Below are 19,114 nucleotides of genomic sequence, written 5' to 3' on the forward strand. Positions count from 1 at the left end.
GGACCGCGGGGACCGGCACGATGACGTCGGGCACATGGCGCGGGGACAGCCGGCTCCTGATGGCCGTGACGATCCGCCGGCGCAGGCCGTCGTCGTGTCCACGGACCGCTGTCCGCCTACCGTGCTACCGCGGACTAGGCGGTCGTCGCCTGCGCGTCCGCCGCCTGTGCCTTCAGGGCCCGCTCGACGCCGGAGCGGGACTCCGACACGAGTCGTCGCAGGGCGGCGTTGGGCTCGGCCGCCTCCAGCCAGGAGTCCGTCTTGGCGAGGGTCTCCTGGGCGACCTGGATGCCCGGGTAGAGACCGGTCGCGATCTGCTGCGCGATCTCGTGCGAGCGGGCGTCCCAGATCTCCTTGACCACGGCGAAGTACGTGTCCGTGTAGGGGGCGAGCAGCTCACGCTGGTCGGTCTGGACGAAGCCCGCGATGACCGCTTCCTGCACGGCGTTCGGGAGCTTGTCGGACTCGACGACCGAGGCCCACGCCTCCGCCTTCGCCTCCTCGGTGGGACGGGCCGCCCGGGCCGTGGCCGCGTGCCGCTCACCGGCGGCCGTCTTGTCACGCTCGTACTCGGCGCTGATCTCCGCGTCGTCGAAGCGTCCGACCGCCGCGAGCCGCTGCACGAACGACCAGCGCAGCTCGGTGTCGACGGCGAGGCCCTCGATGGTCGCGCGGCCTTCGAGCAGCGCCTCCAGGAGGTCCAGCTGCTCCGGCGTGCGCGCGGTCGCGGCGAAGGCGCGCGCCCAGGCCAGCTGGTGGTCGCTGCCGGCCTCGGCCGCGCGCAGGTGGGCGAGCGTCGCGTCCGTCCAGCGGGTCAGCAGCGCCTCGCGGGCGGTCGGGTCGGCGTACAGCTCGATCGCCAGCTTCACCTGGCGGTGCAGCGACTGCACGACACCGATGTCGGACTCCTTGCCGATGCCGGACAGCACCAGCGCGAGGTAGTCGCGGGTGGCGAGCTCGGCGTCGCGGGTCATGTCCCAGGCCGAGGCCCAGCACAGGGCGCGCGGCAGGGAGGACTCGAAGTCGCCGAGGTGCTCGGTGACGAAGGCCAGCGAGTCCTCGTCGAGGCGGACCTTGGCGTACGACAGGTCGTCGTCGTTGAGCAGGATCACGTCGGGGCGGCGCTTGCCGACGAGCTGCGGTACGGCGGTCAGCTCCCCGTCCACGTCGAGCTCAAGGCGCTCGTCACGCACGAGCTTGCCACTGCCGCCCTCGGCGCCGTCGAGGTCGTACAGGCCGACCGCGATGCGGTGCGGGCGCAGCGTGGGCTCGCCCTGGGCGCCGGCGGGCAGGGCCGGGGCCTCCTGGCGGATGGCGAAGGAGGTGATGACACCGTCGGCGTCGGTCTCGATCTCCGGGCGCAGGATGTTGATCCCGGCGGTCTGGAGCCACTTCTGCGACCAGGTCCCGAGGTCGCGTCCGGAGGTCTCCTCCAGGGCGCCGAGGAGGTCGGACAGGCGCGTGTTCCCGAACGCGTGGGCCTTGAAGTAGGCCTGCACGCCGCTGAAGAACTCGTCCATGCCGACGTAGGCGACGAGCTGCTTGAGGACGGAGGCGCCCTTGGCGTACGTGATGCCGTCGAAGTTGACGAGCACGTCGTCGAGGTCGCGGATCTCGGCCATGATCGGGTGGGTGGAGGGCAGTTGGTCCTGCCGGTACGCCCACGTCTTCATGGAGTTGGCGAAGGTCGTCCAGGAGTGCGGCCACCGGCTGTCGGGGTGGTAGGCCTGGCAGGCGATGGAGGTGTAGGTGGCGAACGACTCGTTCAGCCAGAGGTCGTTCCACCACTCCATCGTCACGAGGTCGCCGAACCACATGTGGGCGAGCTCGTGCAGGATCGTCTCGGCGCGCACCTCGTACGCGGCGTCGGTGACCTTCGAGCGGAAGACGTACTGGTCGCGGATGGTGACCGCGCCCGCGTTCTCCATCGCGCCCGCGTTGAACTCGGGCACGAAGAGCTGGTCGTACTTCGTGAACGGGTACGCGTAGTCGAACTTCTCCTGGAACCAGTCGAAGCCCTGACGGGTGACCTCGAAGATCGCGTCCGAGTCGAGGAACTCGGCGAGCGAGGGACGACAGTAGATGCCCAGCGGCACGGACTGTCCGTCCTTCTCGTACACGCTGTGCACGGAGTGGTACGGGCCGACGATCAGCGCGGTGATGTACGTCGAGATCCGCGGCGTCGGCTTGAAGACCCAGACGTCGTCCTTGGGCTCCGGGGTCGGCGAGTTGGAGATGACCGTCCAGCCGGAGGGCGCCTTCACGGTGAACTGGAAGGTGGCCTTCAGGTCGGGCTGCTCGAAGGAGGCGAAGACGCGGCGGGCGTCCGGGACCTCGAACTGGGTGTACAGGTATGCCTGCTGGTCGACGGGGTCGACGAACCGGTGCAGGCCCTCACCGGTGTTGGTGTACGCGCAGTCCGCCACGACGCGGACGACGTTGCGGCCCTGAAGGAGCCCGGGCAGCGCGATCCGCGAGTCCTCGAAGACCTCGGCCGGGTCGAGCGGGTCGCCGTTGAGGGTGACTTCGTGGACCGCCGGGGCCACCAGGTCGATGAACGTCTCCGCACCGGTCTCGGCGGAGTCGAAGCGCACCGTGGTCACGGACCGGTAGGTGCCGCCCTCCTGCGCGCCGGAAAGGTCGAGATCGACCTCGTACGAGTCAACGGTGAGCAGCTTCGCGCGCTGCTGCGCCTCTTCGCGGGTCAGGTTTGTGCCAGGCACGCGGTCATCTCCTCGTTATGTGTGGGTTGCGCCATCCTTCCACGGGCCCACACGGAACGCGATGTCCGTTTCCCGCCGGTGCCGTGGCCGCGCGGGCGCGAGTCTGGACGTATGACGACGTACACCGCACGCCCCATCGGCCCGACCGTCCTGAAGGAGCTCCGCGACACGGATGACGCGGGCCGTCCGCTCGCCCCGCTGACCGACGCGGAGGGCGGCGCCCCGCTGCGCTGCTGCCTGCGTCGCAGCGAGCCCGGCGAGCGCATCGCCCTGGTCTCCTACGCCCCGCTGCGCCGCTGGGCCGCGTCGACGGGGGCCGATCCGGGCGCCTACGACGAGCAGGGCCCGGTCTTCATCCACGCGGACGCGTGCGCGGGCCCGGCCGGGGACGGCCTGCCCTTCGCGGCCGCCCACCGCACGGTGCGCCGCTACTCGGCCGAGGGGCACATCCTGGGCGGCCAGTTGGTGCGGACACCGGACGCGTTCGACGAGGCCTTCACGACGGCGTTCGCCGATCCGGAGGTGGCCCTGGTCCATGTGCGGGCGGTGGAGTACGGCTGCTTCCTGTACGAGGTACGGCGGGGCTAGTTCCCGTGCGAGGTACGGCGGGGCCGGGAAGCCAGGTCGGGCAGGGGAGCCCGGTCGGGCCCGGGCTCCCGGTCGGGCCGGGGTGCCCTGGTGAGATCCCGGAGAACCGGGGCGGAGCCGGTGGCGGTCGCGCGGACTCGCAGCTGGCCGAACACCGTCGCCCCGAAGGCCAGGGTCATGCCCGCCAGCTGGACCGGTGTCAGCGCCTGCCCCAGCGCCGCCCAGCCGATGACCGCCGCGGTCAGCGGCGAGAGCGGGCCGAGGAACGTGACCTGGGTGGCGGTGAGCCGGCCGATGCCCCGGAACCACAGCCAGTACGCGACCGCCGTGTTCGCCAGCGCGAGGTACAGATAGCCGCCGATCGCCCGGCCGTCCAGCGCGGGCGGCGCACCCTCGACCACGAGGGCGACCGGCGCGATCAGCAGCCCGCCGGCGGTCAACTGCCAGGCGGTCAGCGCCAGTGGACCGATCCCGTCCGGCCGCCCCCACCGCTTGGTGAGCACGGTGCCGGTGGACATCGACGCGGTGGAGGCGAGCGCCGCGAGAACACCCACGGGGTCGAGCGCACCCGCCGCCTTCAGCACGACGAGGCTGACGCCGAGGGCCGCGGCGATGCCGGTGAGGAGCGTACGGAGGGTCGGCCGGTCACCGAGCAGCAGCACCGAGAGGCCCGCCACGAACAGGGGACCGATCGACCCGACCACGGCCGCCATCCCGCCGGGCAGCCGGTACGCGGAGAGGAACAGCAGCGGGAAGAACGCGCCGATGTTCAGCGCGCCCAGCACGGTCGCCTTCCCCCACCAGATCCCGCGCGGCAGCACGCGCGCGAGCCCGAGGAGCAGCAGTCCCGCGGGCAGGGCGCGCAGCACGGCCGTGAAGAGCGGCCGGTCGGGCGGGAGGAACTCGGTGGTGACGGCGTAGGTGCTGCCCCAGGAGATGGGAGCGAGCGCGGTGAGGGCTATCAGGGCGGATCGGCGCGCATCCACGGGACACCCGGTTTCGAGAAGGCCGAACGAGAGGGCCGGCGGGAGCAGGACGGTGGGAAGGGGAAGCAGGACACTCGGCAGACCAACCGAAGTAGGTCAGCTATAAATAGCTTAGTTCTAAGCTACTTATAGTCAAGCTGCTTAGCAATGACCCGCTTCCCGGTGACCCACTCTCTTCCTAGCTACTTTCTTGCGGCCGACCTGCGACGCGGCGGATACTCGCCCTCATGAGCACCCCCAAGGACCCCGTCGACGCGATCATCGAGCAGTGGGCCGCCGTCCGGCCGGACCTCGACACCGCGGCGATGGAGGTCTTCGGGCGCGTCTTCCGGCTCTCGCGCGCCATGGGTGACCGGATGGAGAAGGCGTACGCGCGGTACGGGATCTCGCGCGGGGAGTTCGACGTGCTGGCGACCCTGCGCCGCTCCGACGCGCCCTACACGCTCTCGCCGCGCCAGCTCTCGGCCACGCTCATGCTGACCACCGGCGGGATGACCGGGCGCCTGGACAAGCTGGAACGCGCCGGGCTGCTCCGCCGCTCGCCCGATCCGCACGACCGGCGTGGCCTCCAGGTCACCCTGACGGACGAGGGCTTGCGCCTGATCGACGAGGCGGTCGGGGCGGGGCTCGCCGTCCAGACGGCCGCGCTCTCGACCCTCGACAGCGGCCAGGCCGCCCAACTGGCCGACCTCCTGCGCCCGCTGCTGGCCGCCACCGCTCCCTAGGGCCGGTCCGGCAGCACCCGTCCGGGCGGACGCGGTGGTCGTGAAACGCGTCGAGGGAGTCCTCGCACCGGTGGGTGCGTGGACTCCCTCGACGAAGAGAGTTGGGGCGAAGAGCGGGGCTCAGCCCTGGTTCGGCTGCTTGTGGGACTTGTCCAGGACCATGACCAGGCCGGCGATGACCAGGAACAGCACGATCGGCAGCGCGACGTAGAGGCCGAGCGTTTCGATCACGCTCAGGCCGGGGCCGGGGTCGTCGCCGTCGTCGCGGGTCAGCGCGAGCGCGGGGGACGACATGAGCAGCATCATCAGCGTCGTACCGGCGGCCAGGGCACCGGCGCGCAGAGCGTTCTTCTTGTCCACGGTGCAAACGTAGCGAACACCCGACCGACCCGCGCGCCCGGGGTGCCGTACGGACGTCACGGGGCACGGCGCGGTGGGCTCCCGGGTGCGCCGGCCGGGCCGCTCTCCGCCCGCACCACGTCGATCAGGGCGTGCAGCCGGGGTGACGCGGCCAGTTCCTCCAGGGTCATCGGGCGGCCCTCGGCATCGGCGATGGGCAGGCGCCAGTTGGGGTACTCGTCCGAGGTGCCGGGCAGGTTCTGCGGGCGGCGGTCGCCGACGGCGTCCGGGAGCCAGACGCCGATCATGCGGGCCGGGGTGCGCAGCAGGAAGCGGTGCACGGCCTGGATCTCGGCCTCCTCCGCCGTCGCGGGGGCCCCGCCGCTCGTGCCCCGCAGCAGCCCGAGGCGGGAGAGGAGCGCCAGCCACTCCCGGGCGTCCGTGGCGGCGGCCGCCCGCTCCTCGTCGAGGGAGCGGGTCAACAGGCCGAGCCGGTCGCGGAGTTCGACGTGTTCGCCGGTGAGCCGGGCCGCGGTGGGCGGCAGGTCGTGGGTGGTGGCGGTGGCCAGGCAGTCGGCGCGCCAGCGGTCGAGGGGCAGGGGCGTGCCGTCGCCGTCCCAGTCGCGTTCGAACCACATCACCGACGTGCCCAGCACTCCGCGTTCCTGGAGCGTCTCGCGCACCCCGGGTTCGACCGTGCCGAGGTCCTCGCCGATCACCAGTGCTCCGGCCCGCGAGGCCTCCAGTACCAGGATCGCGAGCATGGCCTCGGCGTCGTAGCGGACGTAGGAGCCTTCGGTGGGCGGCTGTCCCTGGGGGATCCACCAGAGCCGGAACAGGCCCATGACGTGGTCGATGCGCAGGGCGCCGGCATGCCGGAGGAGAGCGCGCAGGAGGCGGCGGTAGGGGGCGTATCCGGAGGCGGCGAGCCGGTCCGGCCGCCAGGGCGGCAGGCCCCAGTCCTGGCCGCGCGCGTTGAAGGCGTCGGGGGGCGCGCCGACGGACATGCCGGCCGCGAAGTACTCCTGCTGGGCCCAGGCGTCGGCGCCGTCGGGGTGGACGCCGACGGCGAGGTCGTGCACGAGGCCGACGGCCATGCCCGCGTCACGCGCGGAGCGCTGGGCGGTGGCGAGCTGGGCGTCGGTGAGCCAGGCGAGCCGGCTGTGGAAGTCGACGCGGTCCAACAGTTCGCCCCGCGCGCGGGCGGTCTCGGACGAGCGGGGGTCGCGCAGGCCGGTGGGCCAGTTCCGCCAGTCGGAGCCGTGCACCTCGGCGAGCGCGCACCAGGTGGCGTGGTCCTCCAGCTCCTGGCCCTCCTGGGCGAGGAAGTCGGCGTACGCGGCGCGTCGGCCGGGCCCGAGCGGCACCGCGCGGACCGATGCGAGCGCCTCGCGCTTGAGGTCCCACACGGCGTCACGGTCGATCAGCGCGCCCTTGCGCAGGACGGATTCGCGCAGCTGTTCGGCGCGCTCCAGCACCGTGCGCAGCCGGTCGTGGTCCTCGGCGTACGGGTACTCGGGGATGTCCTCGACCCGCAGGTGCACCGGGTCGGGGAAGCGGCGGGAGGAGGGCCGGTACGGAGAGGGGTCGGTGGGGTCGCCGGGCACGGCCGCGTGCAGCGGGTTGACCTGGACGAATCCGGCGCCGAGCGCCCGGCCCGCCCAGGCGGTCAGCTCGGCGAGGTCACCGAGGTCGCCCATGCCCCAGGAGCGGCGGGAGAGCAGCGAGTAGAGCTGGACGAGCAGGCCGTACGTGCGTCCGGGCGGCGCGGGCAGCCGGGTGGGGGCGACGACGAGGTGGACGTCGGCGCTGCGGCCGTCGGGGGCGGTGGCGTGCAGCGCGTGGACGCCGGAGGGGAGTTGTTCGGCCGAGGCGCGGGTCTCGCCCTGTTCGGTGGTGATACGCAGCCGGGTGCCGTCCGGCAGTCCGGCCAGCGCGGCGGGGGTGTCGCCGCCCCAGCACACCAGCGTCGGCGGCAGCAGCCGCCGCGCCGTCCCGGCCTCGTGGAGCGCGAGGGCGGCGCGCACGGCGTCGGGGGTGCTCGCGTCGACCCCGAGCGCCGCCAGGATCGCGACGAGCGCGGCGTCCGGGGCCGCGACCGTGCGGTCCGGGGAGGGGTTGTAGTCAGGGGCGACACCATGCAGTTCGGCGAGCCGGGACAGCGGCGTCCGCGGTGCCGGTTCCGATGCCGTCCGCGGCGGGTCGGCGGGCCCACTGGGTGCCATCAGACCCCCGACGCGGCGCCGGTCGAGGTGGGCTCGCTCGTCAGGTGCGCGGCGTCGGCCAGCGGCGGTTCGCTGGTCAGCGGCTCGGCGTCGGGCAGCGGGGGTTCGCTGGTCAGCGGCACCTCGGCGCAGGCGCCTTCCGCGCTCAGCAGACACGGATGGGCGCCCTCGGGCTCGACGGACGCCCGGCCCGCGCGCGGGCCGGGGACGGACGGCTCCGCTCCGCGTTTGGACAGGGCCGAGAGGAGAAGGTGTGCCGATGCGGCCACAGGGGCCTCCTTGTCGAGGTCGGGTACGGCGGCCGAGGGCATTCCGGCAGATCGTGCCGGAAACGGATGCCCTGGCGGCCACCTCAGCCCTACCCCGTGGGCGCGACGGCAGACGCACACGGACGAACAACGTGCTTCTGGTCACACTCTGTCGCCGTCCCGCCTCTCCGGGCCGCCCTTCCAGGCTGGGGCAATCGCGGCACATCGGCCACTCTCGTTGACACCTTCACCGCCCGGATGGTGGGCTCGACGCCACCCGACGCCGCAGTCGGGGGCGGCAGGCTACGAGGGGGAACCGTGCGACTCGGCCGTGGGAAAGGGGCGACCGCACTGGCGTTCGCCGTAGTCGCGAGCGCGTTCGGCACAGCTCCCGCCGCTGTCGCGGCACCTCCCGGTCCGACGGCCTCCGCGGACGACCGCGAGCCCACCGGAAGCGGTGTGCCCACCGTCTGGCCCCGCCCGCAGTCCCTGAGCGCCAACGGCACTCCGGTCGCGGTCACGGACGAGGTCGTCCTGATCACCGGCACGACGGGCCCGGCGGCGTCCGGCTCGCCCGGCGGCGCGCGCTCCGGTTCCCCGGCCGGCTCCTACTCCCCCGGCGCACCTCACACTCCGTACGCCCCCGGCGTGACCGTCGACGCGTACGCCTCGGACACCGCGCTCGACCCGTACGCCCTCGAAGCGCTCCGCGCGTTGCTGCGGCAGGCCGGTGCCCGCAGGATCACGACGGCGCTCGACGGCGACGCGCTCCCGGCGCACGCTCTGGTGGTGCGCGCGGGCACGGAATCGGCGAGCACCGGCCGGCAGGGCGCCCGCGGCGCGAGTTCCTTCACCGGCGCGAGCGCCGCATCGGGCTCCCTGGAGCGGGCGCTCACGGCGCTCGGCGCCGCGCCCCGCGCCGATCTCCCCTCCGGTGGCTACCGGCTGGCCGTCGGCCGCACCGACGGCCGTGACACCGTCGCCCTCGCGGGAGTCGGCGAGGACGGCCTGTACCACGGGGTGCAGACGCTGCGTCAGCTTCTCGGAGCCGACCGCCGGATCGCCGGTGCCGTCGTCCGGGACTGGCCCGGCACCGCCGTGCGCGGCACCACCGAGGGGTTCTACGGCAGCCCCTGGACCGCCGAGCAGCGCCTCGCGCAGCTGGACTTCATGGGGCGCACCAAGCAGAACCGCTATGTCTACGCGCCCGGTGACGACCTTTTCCGGCAGGCGCGCTGGCGTGAGCCGTACCCGGCCGGGCAGCGCGCCCACTTCCGGGACCTGGCGGAGCGCGCGCGCCGCAACCACGTCACGCCGACGTGGGCGGTGGCTCCCGGGCAGGCGATGTGCTTCTCCTCGGACGCCGACGTGAAGGCGCTGACGCGCAAGATCGACGCGATGTGGGCACTCGGGTTCCGGGCCTTCCAGCTGCAGTTCCAGGACGTCAGTTACACCGAGTGGCACTGCGGGGCGGACGCGGACGCGTTCGGCTCCGGCTCCGAGGCGGCGGCGAAGGCGCAGGCGCGGGTGGCGAACGCCGTGGCCCGTCATCTCGCCGCGCGCCTCCCGGACGTGGCCGCGCTGTCCCTGATGCCGACGGAGTACTACGAGGACGGTTCGACCGCCTACCGCCGGCAGCTGGCGAGCGCCCTGGACGAGGGCGTCGAGGTCGCGTGGACCGGCGTCGGTGTCGTGCCGAAGACGATCACGGGCGCCGAACTGGCGCGTACCCGCGAGGTGTTCGGCAGCCACCGGCTCGTCACCATGGACAACTACCCCGTCAACGACTACGCGCAGGACCGGGTGTTCCTGGGCCCCTACCAGGGACGCGAGCCGGCGGTCGCCACGAGCTCGGCGGCGCTGCTGGCGAACGCGATGCCCCAGGCCGAGGCCTCCCGCATCCCGCTGTTCACCGCGGCCGACTACGCGTGGAATCCGCGGGACTACCGGCCCCAGGAGTCCTGGGGGGCCGCGATCGAGGACCTCGCGGACGGCGACGCCCGGAGCGCGGACGCGCTCCGCGCGCTGGCCGGGAACGACGCCTCCTCCGTCCTGGGCGGCGAGGAGTCGGCGTATCTGCGCCCGCTCATCGAGGCGTTCTGGCAGGCGCGGACGACCACGGACCGGGCCGCGAACGAGAGGGCGGCCGAGCGGCTGCGCGCCGCGTTCACGGTGATGCGTGAGACCCCGAAGCGGCTGGCGGGGCGTCCGATCGCCACCGAAGTGGAGCCCTGGACCGAGCAGTTGGCGCGCTACGGCGAGGCCGGCGAGACGGCTGTCACGCTGCTGGGCGCCCAGTCGAGCGGTGACGCGACGGCGGCCTGGACGGCGTACCGCACGCTGAACCGGCTGCGTGCCGAGCTCGCGGCGAGCGGGGTGACGGTCGGCAAGGGTGTGCTCGACCCGTTCCTGACGAAGGCCCGCACGGCGTACGAGCAGTGGGCGGGCCTCGACCACGAGCCGTCCACGGGCCACGGCGCGCGAAAGGACACCGGCGCGACGGCGGGCGGCGGCACGGGGACCGGCGGCGACGCGGCGGACGGCGGCGGCGCCCCGGACAACGGCGGGACTCCGCGGGCCGACCGGCCGCGGGACGACGGCACCCGGGAGGACGGCGGCGGCGAGCAGGACGGCCGCATCGTCCGCTTCGCGCGCCCCCGCACCCTCACCGCCGTGAGCGTGCTCACCGATCCCGGCACGACGGGGTTCGTCGAGGCACATGTCCCGGGCGAGGGCTGGCGCTACCTCGGCGCGCTCGGCGCCGGGGGTGCGACGGAGGTCGACGCGGCGGACGTGCGCGCGGACGCCCTCCAGGTCATCGGTCCCGAGCGCTCCCAGGTCCGCCATCTCGTGCCGTGGTTCGCCGACTCCCCCGCCGTGGCCCTGGAGTTGGCCCGTTCCGTGACGGACGTGGAGATCGGCGGCACGCAGCGGTTGACGGCCCGGCTGACGTCGCTGCGTCCATCCGACGTCCGCGGTGAACTGACCGCGCGGGCCCCGAAGGGCATCGAGGTCGAGGTCGCGCAGCCTTCCGGGACCATCCCGCGCGGCGCCGTCGTCGACAGCCTCGTCGAGGTCACGGTCCCGCCGGGGACACCGTCGGGCTCGTACGACGTCACGGTCGCCTTCGGCTCGCAGACCCGCACCCTGACCGTCCGGGCCTTCCCGCGCACGGCGGGCCCCGACCTGGCTCGCAACGGCACGGCCTCCTCCTCCGGCGACGAGACCCCCGACTTCCCGGCGTCGGCGGCCAACGACGGTGATCCGGGGACCCGTTGGTCCTCCCCCGTCGAGAACGGCGCCTGGTGGCAGGTCCAGCTCGCCGAACCGGTCCGCCTCGGCCGGCTCGTGCTGAGCTGGCAGGACGCGTACCCGTCCGCGTACCGCGTCCAGGTCTCCGCCGACGGCCGCGTCTGGCGCACCGCGACGACCGTGACCGACGGCCGCGGCGGCCGCGAATCCCTCCGCTTCGACGAGCGGGACGTCCGCTACGTGCGCGTCCAGGGGATCGAGCGGGCGACGCGGTACGGGTATTCGCTGTGGTCGGTGGAGGCGTACGCGGTCGCGGAGAAGGCTGCCGGGCAGGAATCCTCCGCCGAGTGAACCGGTGACCCCGAGGTGATCGATAGACGGGGTGTGAGACTGTTCCGCCCCACGAGGGGCCACCGGGAGGACGACACGGACGCGGCGCTGCTGCGGGCCGTCTCGGACGGAGACTCGGCGGCGATGGCCGCGCTGTACGACCGGCACGCCGGCTGGCTGCACCTGCGGCTGACCCGGCGCTGCGCCGATCCCGAGGTCGTGCGCGAGGTGCTGCAGGACACGTTCGTGACCGTGTGGCGGTCGGCCGGCACCCACCGGGGCGCGGAGGCCGGCGGCTGGTTGTGGACGATCGCCGCGCGGCGTCTGGTGGACGCGCGACGGGTGCAGGAGCGGGCGGCGCGTGTGGAGTACGCGGCGCCGGTGCCCGCGCCGTCGGCCGAGGACCGCGTGCTGGCGGAACTCGAGTACGGCGACGTGGGCACGGCACTGGACCGCATCTCTCCCGAGCTGCGCGAGGTGCTGCGGGCGACGGTCGTGGACGGGCTGACCACGCGCGAGACCGCCCGTCTCCTCGGCATCCCGGAAGGCACGGTCAAGACGCGCGCCATGCGGGCCCGCGCCGAACTCCGCGCCGCGCTCGCCCAGCTGAACCCGTCGCAGAACCACTACCTGCATCCGTCCCTGGCTCCGTCCCCGCTGGGAGGCCCGGCATGACCGGTTGGCACGCCCCCGACGACCTCGTCGCCCGCTACACGGACGGCTCCCTTCCGGAAACGGACGCCTGGTCCCTCGAGAAACATCTGGAACACTGCGGTTCCTGCGCCGCGCGCGTCTCGCACGCGGTGCGGGCAGGCGCGGCGGGCGTGGTGCTGGCGGAGGTCCGGGACGCGGTCCTGAACGCGGTGCGCGAACCGGCCCCGGCCGCCGCGACCGCCCTGGCCGCCGCGACCGTCCGGGTCCCGGTCGCCGTACCTCCGGCTGCCGCACCCGTACCGGGCCGCGCCCCGATGCCGGTTCCGGCCCTCGGGCTCGCGCCGACGGTACCGAGAGCCGCGCGAGCCGTCGGGGGGCGGCTCGCTCGGCTCGTCTGGGCCGCCGGGCCCGCCGTACGCGGGGCCTGGGCCGGTGCCGTGGTGCTCGTCGCCGTGGGGGCGGTCGCGCTCGCGTACGGCGGCGGATGGACGGGGGCACGGCCCTGGCTGCTGGCCGCGGCGCCCGTCGTCCCCGTGGCCGGAGTCGCCCTCTCCTACGGACGGCACGCCGATCCGCTGCATGAGATCGCCGCGTCGGCTCCCTCCGGCGGGCTGCGCCTCCTGCTGACACGAACGGCCGCCGTGCTGGCGGTCAGCCTGCCGTTGCTGACGGTGGCGGGGCTGCTCCTCCCGCCCTCCGGCCCGCACCTGCCGACCGGACCCGCCACGGCCGGCTGGCTGCTGCCGGGACTGGCCCTGACCCTGGCCTCGCTCGTGCTCTGCGGGTACGTGGGCTGCCGTACCGCCACGGCGGTGGTCGGCGGGGGCTGGGTGCTCGCCGTCACGGCTCCGCTCTTCGCGTCCACCGGCACCCGTCTGACGGTCCGCCTCAGCGATCAGCTTTCCCTCTACTTCACCGGTGCCTCGTCCCAGGGGGGTTGGGCCGCGGCGACTGTGCTGTGCGCGCTCCTCCTCGCCGCGCGCCGCACCTCGTACGACCGTCTGGAGACGATGTGAACATCCCTGGTACGACCGATATGCCGGCCCTCGGCGGCGACGACCGCCCCGGGACCGACCCGGCCGAGCACGGCGGAGACGGTCCGCGGACCGCCGCCGTACGGGTCTCCGGACTGACTGTCAGACATCGCAGGACCACCGCCCTGGACGCCGTCGACCTGGACTTCAGCCCGGGAGTCCACGGCCTGCTCGGCCCCAACGGTGCCGGCAAGACATCCCTCATCCGCGTCCTCGCGACGGTCGCGGCGCCCACGTCGGGCCGGGTGGAGATGCTCGGCAGCGACCTTCGCGACCATCGGGATCGCAGCGCGGTGCGCCGGGAACTCGGCTATCTGCCCCAGGACTTCGGGTACTACCCGGGCTTCACGGTGCGGGAGTTCGTCGCCTACGTGGCCTGGCTGAAGGAGGTGCCGCCCGCGGCCGCCTCCGGCGCGGTCGAACGGGCCGTGGCCCGGGTCGGCCTCGCCGACCGCATCGACGCGAAGGTCAAGACCCTGTCCGGCGGCATGATCCGGCGCGTCGGCATCGCCCAGGCCATCGTGAACGACCCCCGCCTGCTGCTGCTCGACGAGCCCACCGCGGGCCTGGACCCGGAACAGCGCGTCGAGTTCCGGGCGCTGCTGCGGAATCTGGGCCGGACCGCCACCGTGATCGTCTCCACCCACCTGGTCGAGGACGTGGCCGCGGCGTGCACGGACGTGACCCTGATCGAGGCCGGACAGGTCGCCTACCGCGGCACGCCCCGCTCGCTCGCCGCGCTCGGCGCGGACGGTCACGAGTCCGACGGCAACGCCATCGAGCGCGGCTACACGGCGGCCCTGCGCGGCCACCGCACGGCGATGGGTGCCGGCCGATGAACATGCGTGTCCAGCCCGACGCAGACGGCCCGGTCGGTCCGGCGGGCCCACCCGCGCAGACCGACGGAGACCTCGGTACGAGCCGGGGGACCGGGCCGGACGACGGCCACCCGACGGTCCAGCGGCCCCACGAGGGCCACTCGACAGAGCCGGGGACCGATGAAGTACGCCTGACGGACGCCCGTTCCGATCCGTCCGGCGCACGTGGTCACAAGGGCACCCGCCCCGGCGCCGCCTCCGCTCCTGAACCCCGCTCCACCCCCCATCCCCTCCGCGTCGAGTCGCTGCGCGGCTTCGCCCCCTGGGCGGGCGCCGGACTGCTGCTCGCTCTCGCGTGGGCCGTCGCCGCCAAGTCGGCCGAGTGGCAGGGCAGCTGGGGTGAGACGACCGAGATGCTGAGTACTGCGGCCGCCATGATCGGCGTTCCGTTCGCGCTTGCCGCGGGCTCCTGGCAGGGCGGCCGGGAGCGCAGGCTGCGGATGACGGAGCTGCGCTCCTCGACCGCCCGTACACCGCTCGTCCAACTCCTGGTGGCCGCCCTGCCGCTCGCCGGCTGGCTGGCCGCGGCCTACCTGCTGGTGGCGGCGGGGGTCTTGATCGCCTGCGCTCCGTACGCGTCGGCGGGCGGCCCGGCGCCGACCGTGTACGCCGGGAACGCCCTCTCGCTCGCCGCCTGCGCGGTCCTCGGTCACACGGCCGGGCGGGCGGTCTCCTTCCGGTTGACCGCTCCCCTGCTCGCGATCGGCGGATACCTCGTCGCCGGCGTCCTCGGCACCCAGCGGTCCGACCTCCGCTACCTCGCGTTCTGCGCGGTCCACATCCTCGGTGACGAAAACCTCGCCGTCTGGTGGTACCCGCTCGTGTCCGCCCTGTGGGCGGCCGGGCTCGCCGCCGCCGCGGTCCTGGCCCTGACCGCGTACCGCCGTGCCACCGCGCTGCTGCCGCTCGCGGCCGCGCTCGGCGCCGCCGTCCTCCTCGTCCAGACGGGCGACGGCCTGCTGCGCGACAACCCGCTCGCCCACCACCAGGTGTGCGACACCTCGGCCGCCCCGGACATCTGCGTCAACGCCACCTATCCCGGCATGCTGCCGGAGGTGACGCGGGCGCTGTCCGGCCTCACCGGCCGGCTGGAGGGCGTGCGGAACCTGCCGGTCCTCTACGAGGACCTGCGGCGGTCTCCGCGCCGGAACGAGGCGCAGTTGCCGAACCTCACTCCGTTCGGCTGGAGCGCCGTCCGCGCCGAGGTGACCGATCCGGAGCGGTACGCGTGGGAGGCGGCCCATGCGCTGGTGCGCTGGGACTGCCCCGCGTCGCCGCCCGCGCAGCGGGTCCAGGTCACCGACGAGGCGGTACTGCGCTGGCTGGCCCCGGATTCCCTGTCCGAGGATCTGCGTCGGCGATTCATGGCGCGGGCCCGGCAGCAGGGTGACACGAAGGAACTCGCGAGGTACCGGGCGGAGGACAGGGCGTACGCGCACCTCACCGCCATGACCGACGACGAACGCCGTTCCTGGCTCGGCCGCTACTTCGCGACGGCCGACCAGTGCGACCCGAAGCCGAGCGAGGTTCCGTCCCTGTGAACGTCCCACAGACACTCCTGAAGCCCGGGCACGCACTCCGCACTCTCGCCCTGTACGCCCGCTCGCGGGGCATCCCGACGACCCTGGCGGCCCTGGCCGGCGCCGCGCTGCTCACCGTGTGGGTGGCGGGCCGTCCGGACGCCTACCTCGACCCGTACCTCAGGGTGCCGCTGGTCGCGCTCGCGCCACTGCTGGCCTCGGCGGTGATCGGCGTGAGCCTTCACACGTACACACGCGACCTGGACGACACCGCGGTACGCCCCTGGTGGCCGAGGCGCCTGGCCCACCTGCTGGTGCTCAGCGCCCTTGCGGCGGCACTGCTGGCCCTCGCCGTTCCGGGACAATCCCAGGTGTTCGGCGCGGCGGCGATGGTCCGCAACACACTGGGGGCCGTCGGCCTCACGGCGACCGCGGCGGTGCTGCTCGGCGCCCGGCTCAGCTGGATGCCGACGACGCTGTACTTCGGCGCCGTGTACCTCTCGGCCTCCTCGCCCCGTGTGAGTAACGCGACAGTCCTGGCCTGGTTCATGCAGCCGGGCCCCCAGCGCGCCGCCTGGGCAGCCGGACTCGCACTCTTCGTGATCGGGACGGCACTCTGCGCGGCCCGCGGTGCCCGCCCCGAAGGACCCCGCGCCTGACGCGGGGTCTCGCAGGCCGGGCCTCGCGAGCCGACACAAAAGCCCGGATCGTCAGGCTGAAATGCCGTCGATCCGGGCCATCGCGTCGTCCGCGCCGTACGGCTGCAGGTAGGGCAACCAGCGTGGGTCCCGGTGCCCGGTTCCGATGATGCGCCATGCGAGCCCCGACGGCGGGGCCGGTTTGTGGCGCAGGCGCCAGCCGATCTCGACCAGGTGGCGGTCGGCCTTGGTGTGGTTGCAGCGGCGGCAGGATGCCACCACGTTGTCCCAGGCGTGCTGACCCCCGCGGCTGCGCGGGATGACGTGGTCGACGCTGGTTGCGACGCCACCGCAGTACATGCACCGGCCGCCGTCGCGGGCGAACAGAGCTCGCCTGGTCAGCGGGACGGGCCCTCGGTAGGGAACCCGTACGAACCTCTTCAGCCGGACCACGCTGGGTGCGGGGACAGTAACGGTCGCGCTGTGCATGAAGGCGCCGGATTCCTCGAGAGAGACGGCTTTGTTCTCAAGGACGAGGACGAGCGCGCGGCGGAGCGGTACGACGCCGAGCGGCTCGTACGACGCGTTGAGGACCAGGACGTGCGGCACGGATGCCTCCTTGTACGCCGGCGGCGCGTGGCTCGCGCCGGGACGATCTGCAGCCAGTCTCCCCTCATGCCTGGTGGAAGCGCCACCATGTCCCGGTAACGGGCTGGGAGTGTTTTCGACCACACTCCCTTCATCCCCAGGTGAGCACCGTCTCTCCCCCGAACATGGCAACGAGCCTCGCGCTTTGCCCCGTTAGTGTTGTGGTTCTGCCCGAACGGCGCCCCTCGTGTCCCCGGCCGTGGGCAGACCGCTACGCCTGGAGGTACCTGCCGTGTCCCTGCCCGTCCTATTGGCCCTGGCCGCCGGTTCGACCCCGTCGCCGTCTCCCTCGACGTCGACCGGTCCGGTGCCCCCCACGCTTCAGGACGCCCAGGAAAGTGCGACCAACGCTGCAAGCTGGGTCGAGGAGAACTGGTCGACCTGGCTGGCGATCGGTCTGCGCGTACTGCTGATCCTGGTGGTGGCCGCCGTACTGAGAGTGTTCGTGCGGCGGGCCATCACCAAGCTCATCGACCGGATGAGCCGCACCGCGGAGGCCGTCGACGGCACGGCGCTCGGCGGCCTGCTGGTGAATGTGGAGCGCCGCAGGCAGCGCTCCCAGGCCATCGGGTCGGTCCTGCGGTCCGTCGCGTCCTTCCTGATCCTGGGTACGGCCGCGCTGATGATCCTCGGCACGTTCGAGATCAATCTGGCCCCGCTGCTCGCCTCGGCCGGTGTGGCCGGTGTCGCGATCGGTTTCGGTGCCCGCAACCTGGTCACCGACTTCCTCTCGGGCGTCTTCATGATCCTTGAGGACCAGTACGGCGTCGGCGACTCGATCGACGCGGGCGTCGCCTCCGGCGAGGTCATCGAGGTGGGCCTGCGCGTGACCAAGCTGCGCGGCGACAACGGCGCGATCTGGTACGTCCGCAACGGCGAGGTCAAGCGCATCGGCAACCTCTCCCAGGGCTGGGCCACGGCGGGTGTGGACGTCACCGTCCGCGCCTCGGAGGACCTGGACCGCGTCCGGTCCGTCATCGACGAGGTCGCCGAGACCCTCAGCAAGGAAGAGCCCTGGAACGAGCGTCTGTGGGGCCCGATCGAGATCCTGGGCCTGGACAGCGTCCTCCTCGACTCCATGGTGGTCCGCGTGTCGGCGAAGACCATGCCCGGCAAGGCCCTGTCCGTGGAACGCGAACTCCGCTGGCGCATCAAGCGCGCCTTCGACGCGGCGGACATCCGCATCGTGGGCGGCGTGGCGGCCGAGCCGGAGGAGGAGCCGGCTCCCGACCCGACGGAGAGCGTGGCCGCCCCGTCGGCCCAGGCGAACCCGGCGTCCCCGCAGGCCATGGCGGCCTCACCGATCACACCGACGCCCGTTCAGAAGTAGGCGCGCGGACCCGACCGTAGAAGCAGAAGGCGGCGCCCGGAATTCTCCGGGCGCCGCCTTCTGCCGTAGCGCTTCGGATGCCGCCTTCGCCGTAGCGCTTCCGATGCCGTCTCCTGCGCGTGGGGGGCCTGGTGCCGCCCCCGCGCGGAGCGGTCGCGGGGAGGGAGACGTCCCCGCGACGGGAGGTCAGGCCGGCGCCGTCGCGGGCGACTCCAGTCCGGTCACCCGCGCTATCTGGCAGGCCGCGGCGAACGCGGAGCCCTTTCCCAGTCCGGCCACCCCCAGGAGCCCCTCCTGGTCACGGACGTCGAGCAGCACCGTCCCCGCTGTCGGGTCGAAGGCCAGCGATCCCCACACGGAGCGGTCCCCGCGCCCGGGGCGCCACCGGAAGTGGATCTCCTCCTGGCCCCTCTCGGCGACGAGGAACGCCCGCCGCGACCCGACCAGTTCCCCGCGCACGCGCTCCTGCCAGCCGACCGCCAGGGACATCGGCCGCAGCAGGTGCGTCTGCCGCACGCCCAGCGCGTCGGCGGGGAGCGTCAGACCGGAGGCGTGGGCCCGGCGACGCAGCACCAGAACCCCGAGGGCCGCCCCGACGAAGCTCACGACCGTCCACGCGAGGAGCACGTCGGCGGTCTCCCGGCCCGCGGCGGGCCAGGCGAAGTCGCCGTCCGGCAGGGCGAAGAACAACTGGACGGCAACCAGCGGAACACACCGGCCCGCGACCGTGCCCCAGCACGCCATGAGCAGACGGGTCAGCGCCGCCCGTGTCGTCCGACGGTTCGCCTTCATGGAGTCACTTCCGGATGGTTCGGCCCAGGTGCGGAGGTCCGGGCCGAGGCCCTGGCCCGGCACCGTATGTCATCGAGGAAGTGACGACCTGTGCGACGGTCCGCGCGGGAGGGCCCGCGTCATCGCTCGGTGATCTCGGACCGCGCCAACGCCCTTGACCCGCGCGGCGGGAGCGCACTCGCGCCCTTCACGCCTGTGACGGAA

16 protein-coding genes are annotated in these 19,114 nt (G+C 73.4%); 9 read left to right on the forward strand and 7 right to left on the reverse strand.

The window, feature by feature from the left end:
• Positions 1 to 134: 134 nt before the first annotated feature.
• Entirely contained in the window at positions 135 to 2,723 is a 2,589-nt protein-coding gene (gene pepN, locus ABZX90_RS05920) for an aminopeptidase N (protein WP_355201799.1), read from the reverse strand.
• A gap of 111 nt (positions 2,724 to 2,834) precedes the next feature.
• On the opposite strand from pepN, the gene ABZX90_RS05925 reads away from it, so the two are divergent.
• On the forward strand, positions 2,835 to 3,311 hold the full coding sequence (locus ABZX90_RS05925) for a DUF1203 domain-containing protein (protein ID WP_351134839.1): 477 nt from the start codon (positions 2,835 to 2,837) through the stop codon (positions 3,309 to 3,311).
• Here ABZX90_RS05925 and ABZX90_RS05930 read toward each other — a convergent pair.
• Positions 3,308 to 4,297, reverse strand: coding sequence for an EamA family transporter (locus ABZX90_RS05930; RefSeq protein ID WP_355201801.1), 990 nt, complete (start codon positions 4,295 to 4,297; stop codon positions 3,308 to 3,310). The two genes, ABZX90_RS05925 and ABZX90_RS05930, sit on opposite strands and share 4 nt — an antisense overlap.
• A 227-nt stretch (positions 4,298 to 4,524) precedes the next feature.
• Here ABZX90_RS05930 and ABZX90_RS05935 point away from each other — a divergent pair, with 227 nt between their 5' ends.
• Positions 4,525 to 5,022 (forward strand): MarR family transcriptional regulator, encoded by a 498-nt coding sequence (locus ABZX90_RS05935; protein WP_355201803.1) that lies wholly within the window; start codon positions 4,525 to 4,527, stop codon positions 5,020 to 5,022.
• Positions 5,023 to 5,142: 120 nt separating this feature from the next.
• Here the strand turns inward: ABZX90_RS05935 and ABZX90_RS05940 are convergent, their stop codons facing one another.
• From ABZX90_RS05940 to ABZX90_RS05950, 3 genes are read right to left on the reverse strand one after another with little or no spacing between them, the layout of a single operon-like run.
• Positions 5,143 to 5,382 (reverse strand): hypothetical protein, encoded by a 240-nt coding sequence (locus ABZX90_RS05940; protein ID WP_351134845.1) that lies wholly within the window; start codon positions 5,380 to 5,382, stop codon positions 5,143 to 5,145.
• Between the two features lie 56 nt (positions 5,383 to 5,438).
• Complete coding sequence (gene malQ / locus ABZX90_RS05945; protein ID WP_355201805.1) at positions 5,439 to 7,586, reverse strand: 4-alpha-glucanotransferase; 2,148 nt, start codon at positions 7,584 to 7,586, stop codon at positions 5,439 to 5,441.
• Entirely contained in the window at positions 7,586 to 7,855 is a 270-nt protein-coding gene (locus ABZX90_RS05950) for a hypothetical protein (protein WP_355201807.1), read from the reverse strand. Before ABZX90_RS05950 ends, malQ begins: the two co-directional genes overlap by 1 nt.
• Before the next feature lie 627 nt (positions 7,856 to 8,482).
• On the opposite strand from ABZX90_RS05950, the gene ABZX90_RS05955 reads away from it, so the two are divergent.
• From ABZX90_RS05955 to ABZX90_RS05980, 6 genes are read left to right on the forward strand one after another with little or no spacing between them, the layout of a single operon-like run.
• Positions 8,483 to 11,437, forward strand: coding sequence for a beta-N-acetylglucosaminidase domain-containing protein (locus ABZX90_RS05955; protein WP_351134863.1), 2,955 nt, complete (start codon positions 8,483 to 8,485; stop codon positions 11,435 to 11,437).
• Positions 11,438 to 11,470: 33 nt separating this feature from the next.
• Positions 11,471 to 12,091 carry an RNA polymerase sigma factor gene (locus ABZX90_RS05960; RefSeq protein WP_351134849.1) on the forward strand — a complete coding sequence of 207 codons (621 nt, stop codon included), beginning with the start codon at positions 11,471 to 11,473 and terminating at the stop codon, positions 12,089 to 12,091.
• Positions 12,088 to 13,086 (forward strand): zf-HC2 domain-containing protein, encoded by a 999-nt coding sequence (locus ABZX90_RS05965; RefSeq protein ID WP_351134851.1) that lies wholly within the window; start codon positions 12,088 to 12,090, stop codon positions 13,084 to 13,086. The genes ABZX90_RS05960 and ABZX90_RS05965 overlap by 4 nt, the downstream gene beginning before the upstream one ends.
• Entirely contained in the window at positions 13,083 to 13,943 is an 861-nt protein-coding gene (locus tag ABZX90_RS05970) for an ABC transporter ATP-binding protein (protein WP_351134853.1), read from the forward strand. The genes ABZX90_RS05965 and ABZX90_RS05970 overlap by 4 nt, the downstream gene beginning before the upstream one ends.
• A complete protein-coding gene (locus ABZX90_RS05975; RefSeq protein ID WP_351134855.1) occupies positions 13,940 to 15,523 on the forward strand; it encodes a hypothetical protein in 1,584 nt (527 codons plus the stop codon). The genes ABZX90_RS05970 and ABZX90_RS05975 overlap by 4 nt, the downstream gene beginning before the upstream one ends.
• Positions 15,520 to 16,161, forward strand: a complete 642-nt coding sequence (locus tag ABZX90_RS05980; protein WP_355201810.1) for a hypothetical protein — start codon at positions 15,520 to 15,522, stop codon at positions 16,159 to 16,161. The genes ABZX90_RS05975 and ABZX90_RS05980 overlap by 4 nt, the downstream gene beginning before the upstream one ends.
• A gap of 51 nt (positions 16,162 to 16,212) precedes the next feature.
• On the opposite strand, the gene ABZX90_RS05985 is transcribed toward ABZX90_RS05980, so the two are convergent.
• Positions 16,213 to 16,749, reverse strand: a complete 537-nt coding sequence (locus ABZX90_RS05985) for an HNH endonuclease (RefSeq protein WP_266758820.1) — start codon at positions 16,747 to 16,749, stop codon at positions 16,213 to 16,215.
• A 271-nt stretch (positions 16,750 to 17,020) separates the two neighbouring features.
• Here ABZX90_RS05985 and ABZX90_RS05990 point away from each other — a divergent pair, with 271 nt between their 5' ends.
• On the forward strand, positions 17,021 to 18,118 hold the full coding sequence (locus tag ABZX90_RS05990) for a mechanosensitive ion channel family protein (RefSeq protein ID WP_351134859.1): 1,098 nt from the start codon (positions 17,021 to 17,023) through the stop codon (positions 18,116 to 18,118).
• Positions 18,119 to 18,304: 186 nt separating this feature from the next.
• Here ABZX90_RS05990 and ABZX90_RS05995 read toward each other — a convergent pair whose 3' ends face one another.
• Positions 18,305 to 18,910: a hypothetical protein gene (locus tag ABZX90_RS05995; RefSeq protein ID WP_355201812.1), complete on the reverse strand. Its 606-nt coding sequence runs from the start codon at positions 18,908 to 18,910 to the stop codon at positions 18,305 to 18,307.
• Positions 18,911 to 19,114 lie beyond the last annotated feature (204 nt).

The organism is Streptomyces sp. NPDC002935 (genome assembly GCF_040611295.1).
In the GTDB taxonomy this organism is placed as follows: Bacteria; Actinomycetota; Actinomycetes; order Streptomycetales; family Streptomycetaceae; genus Streptomyces.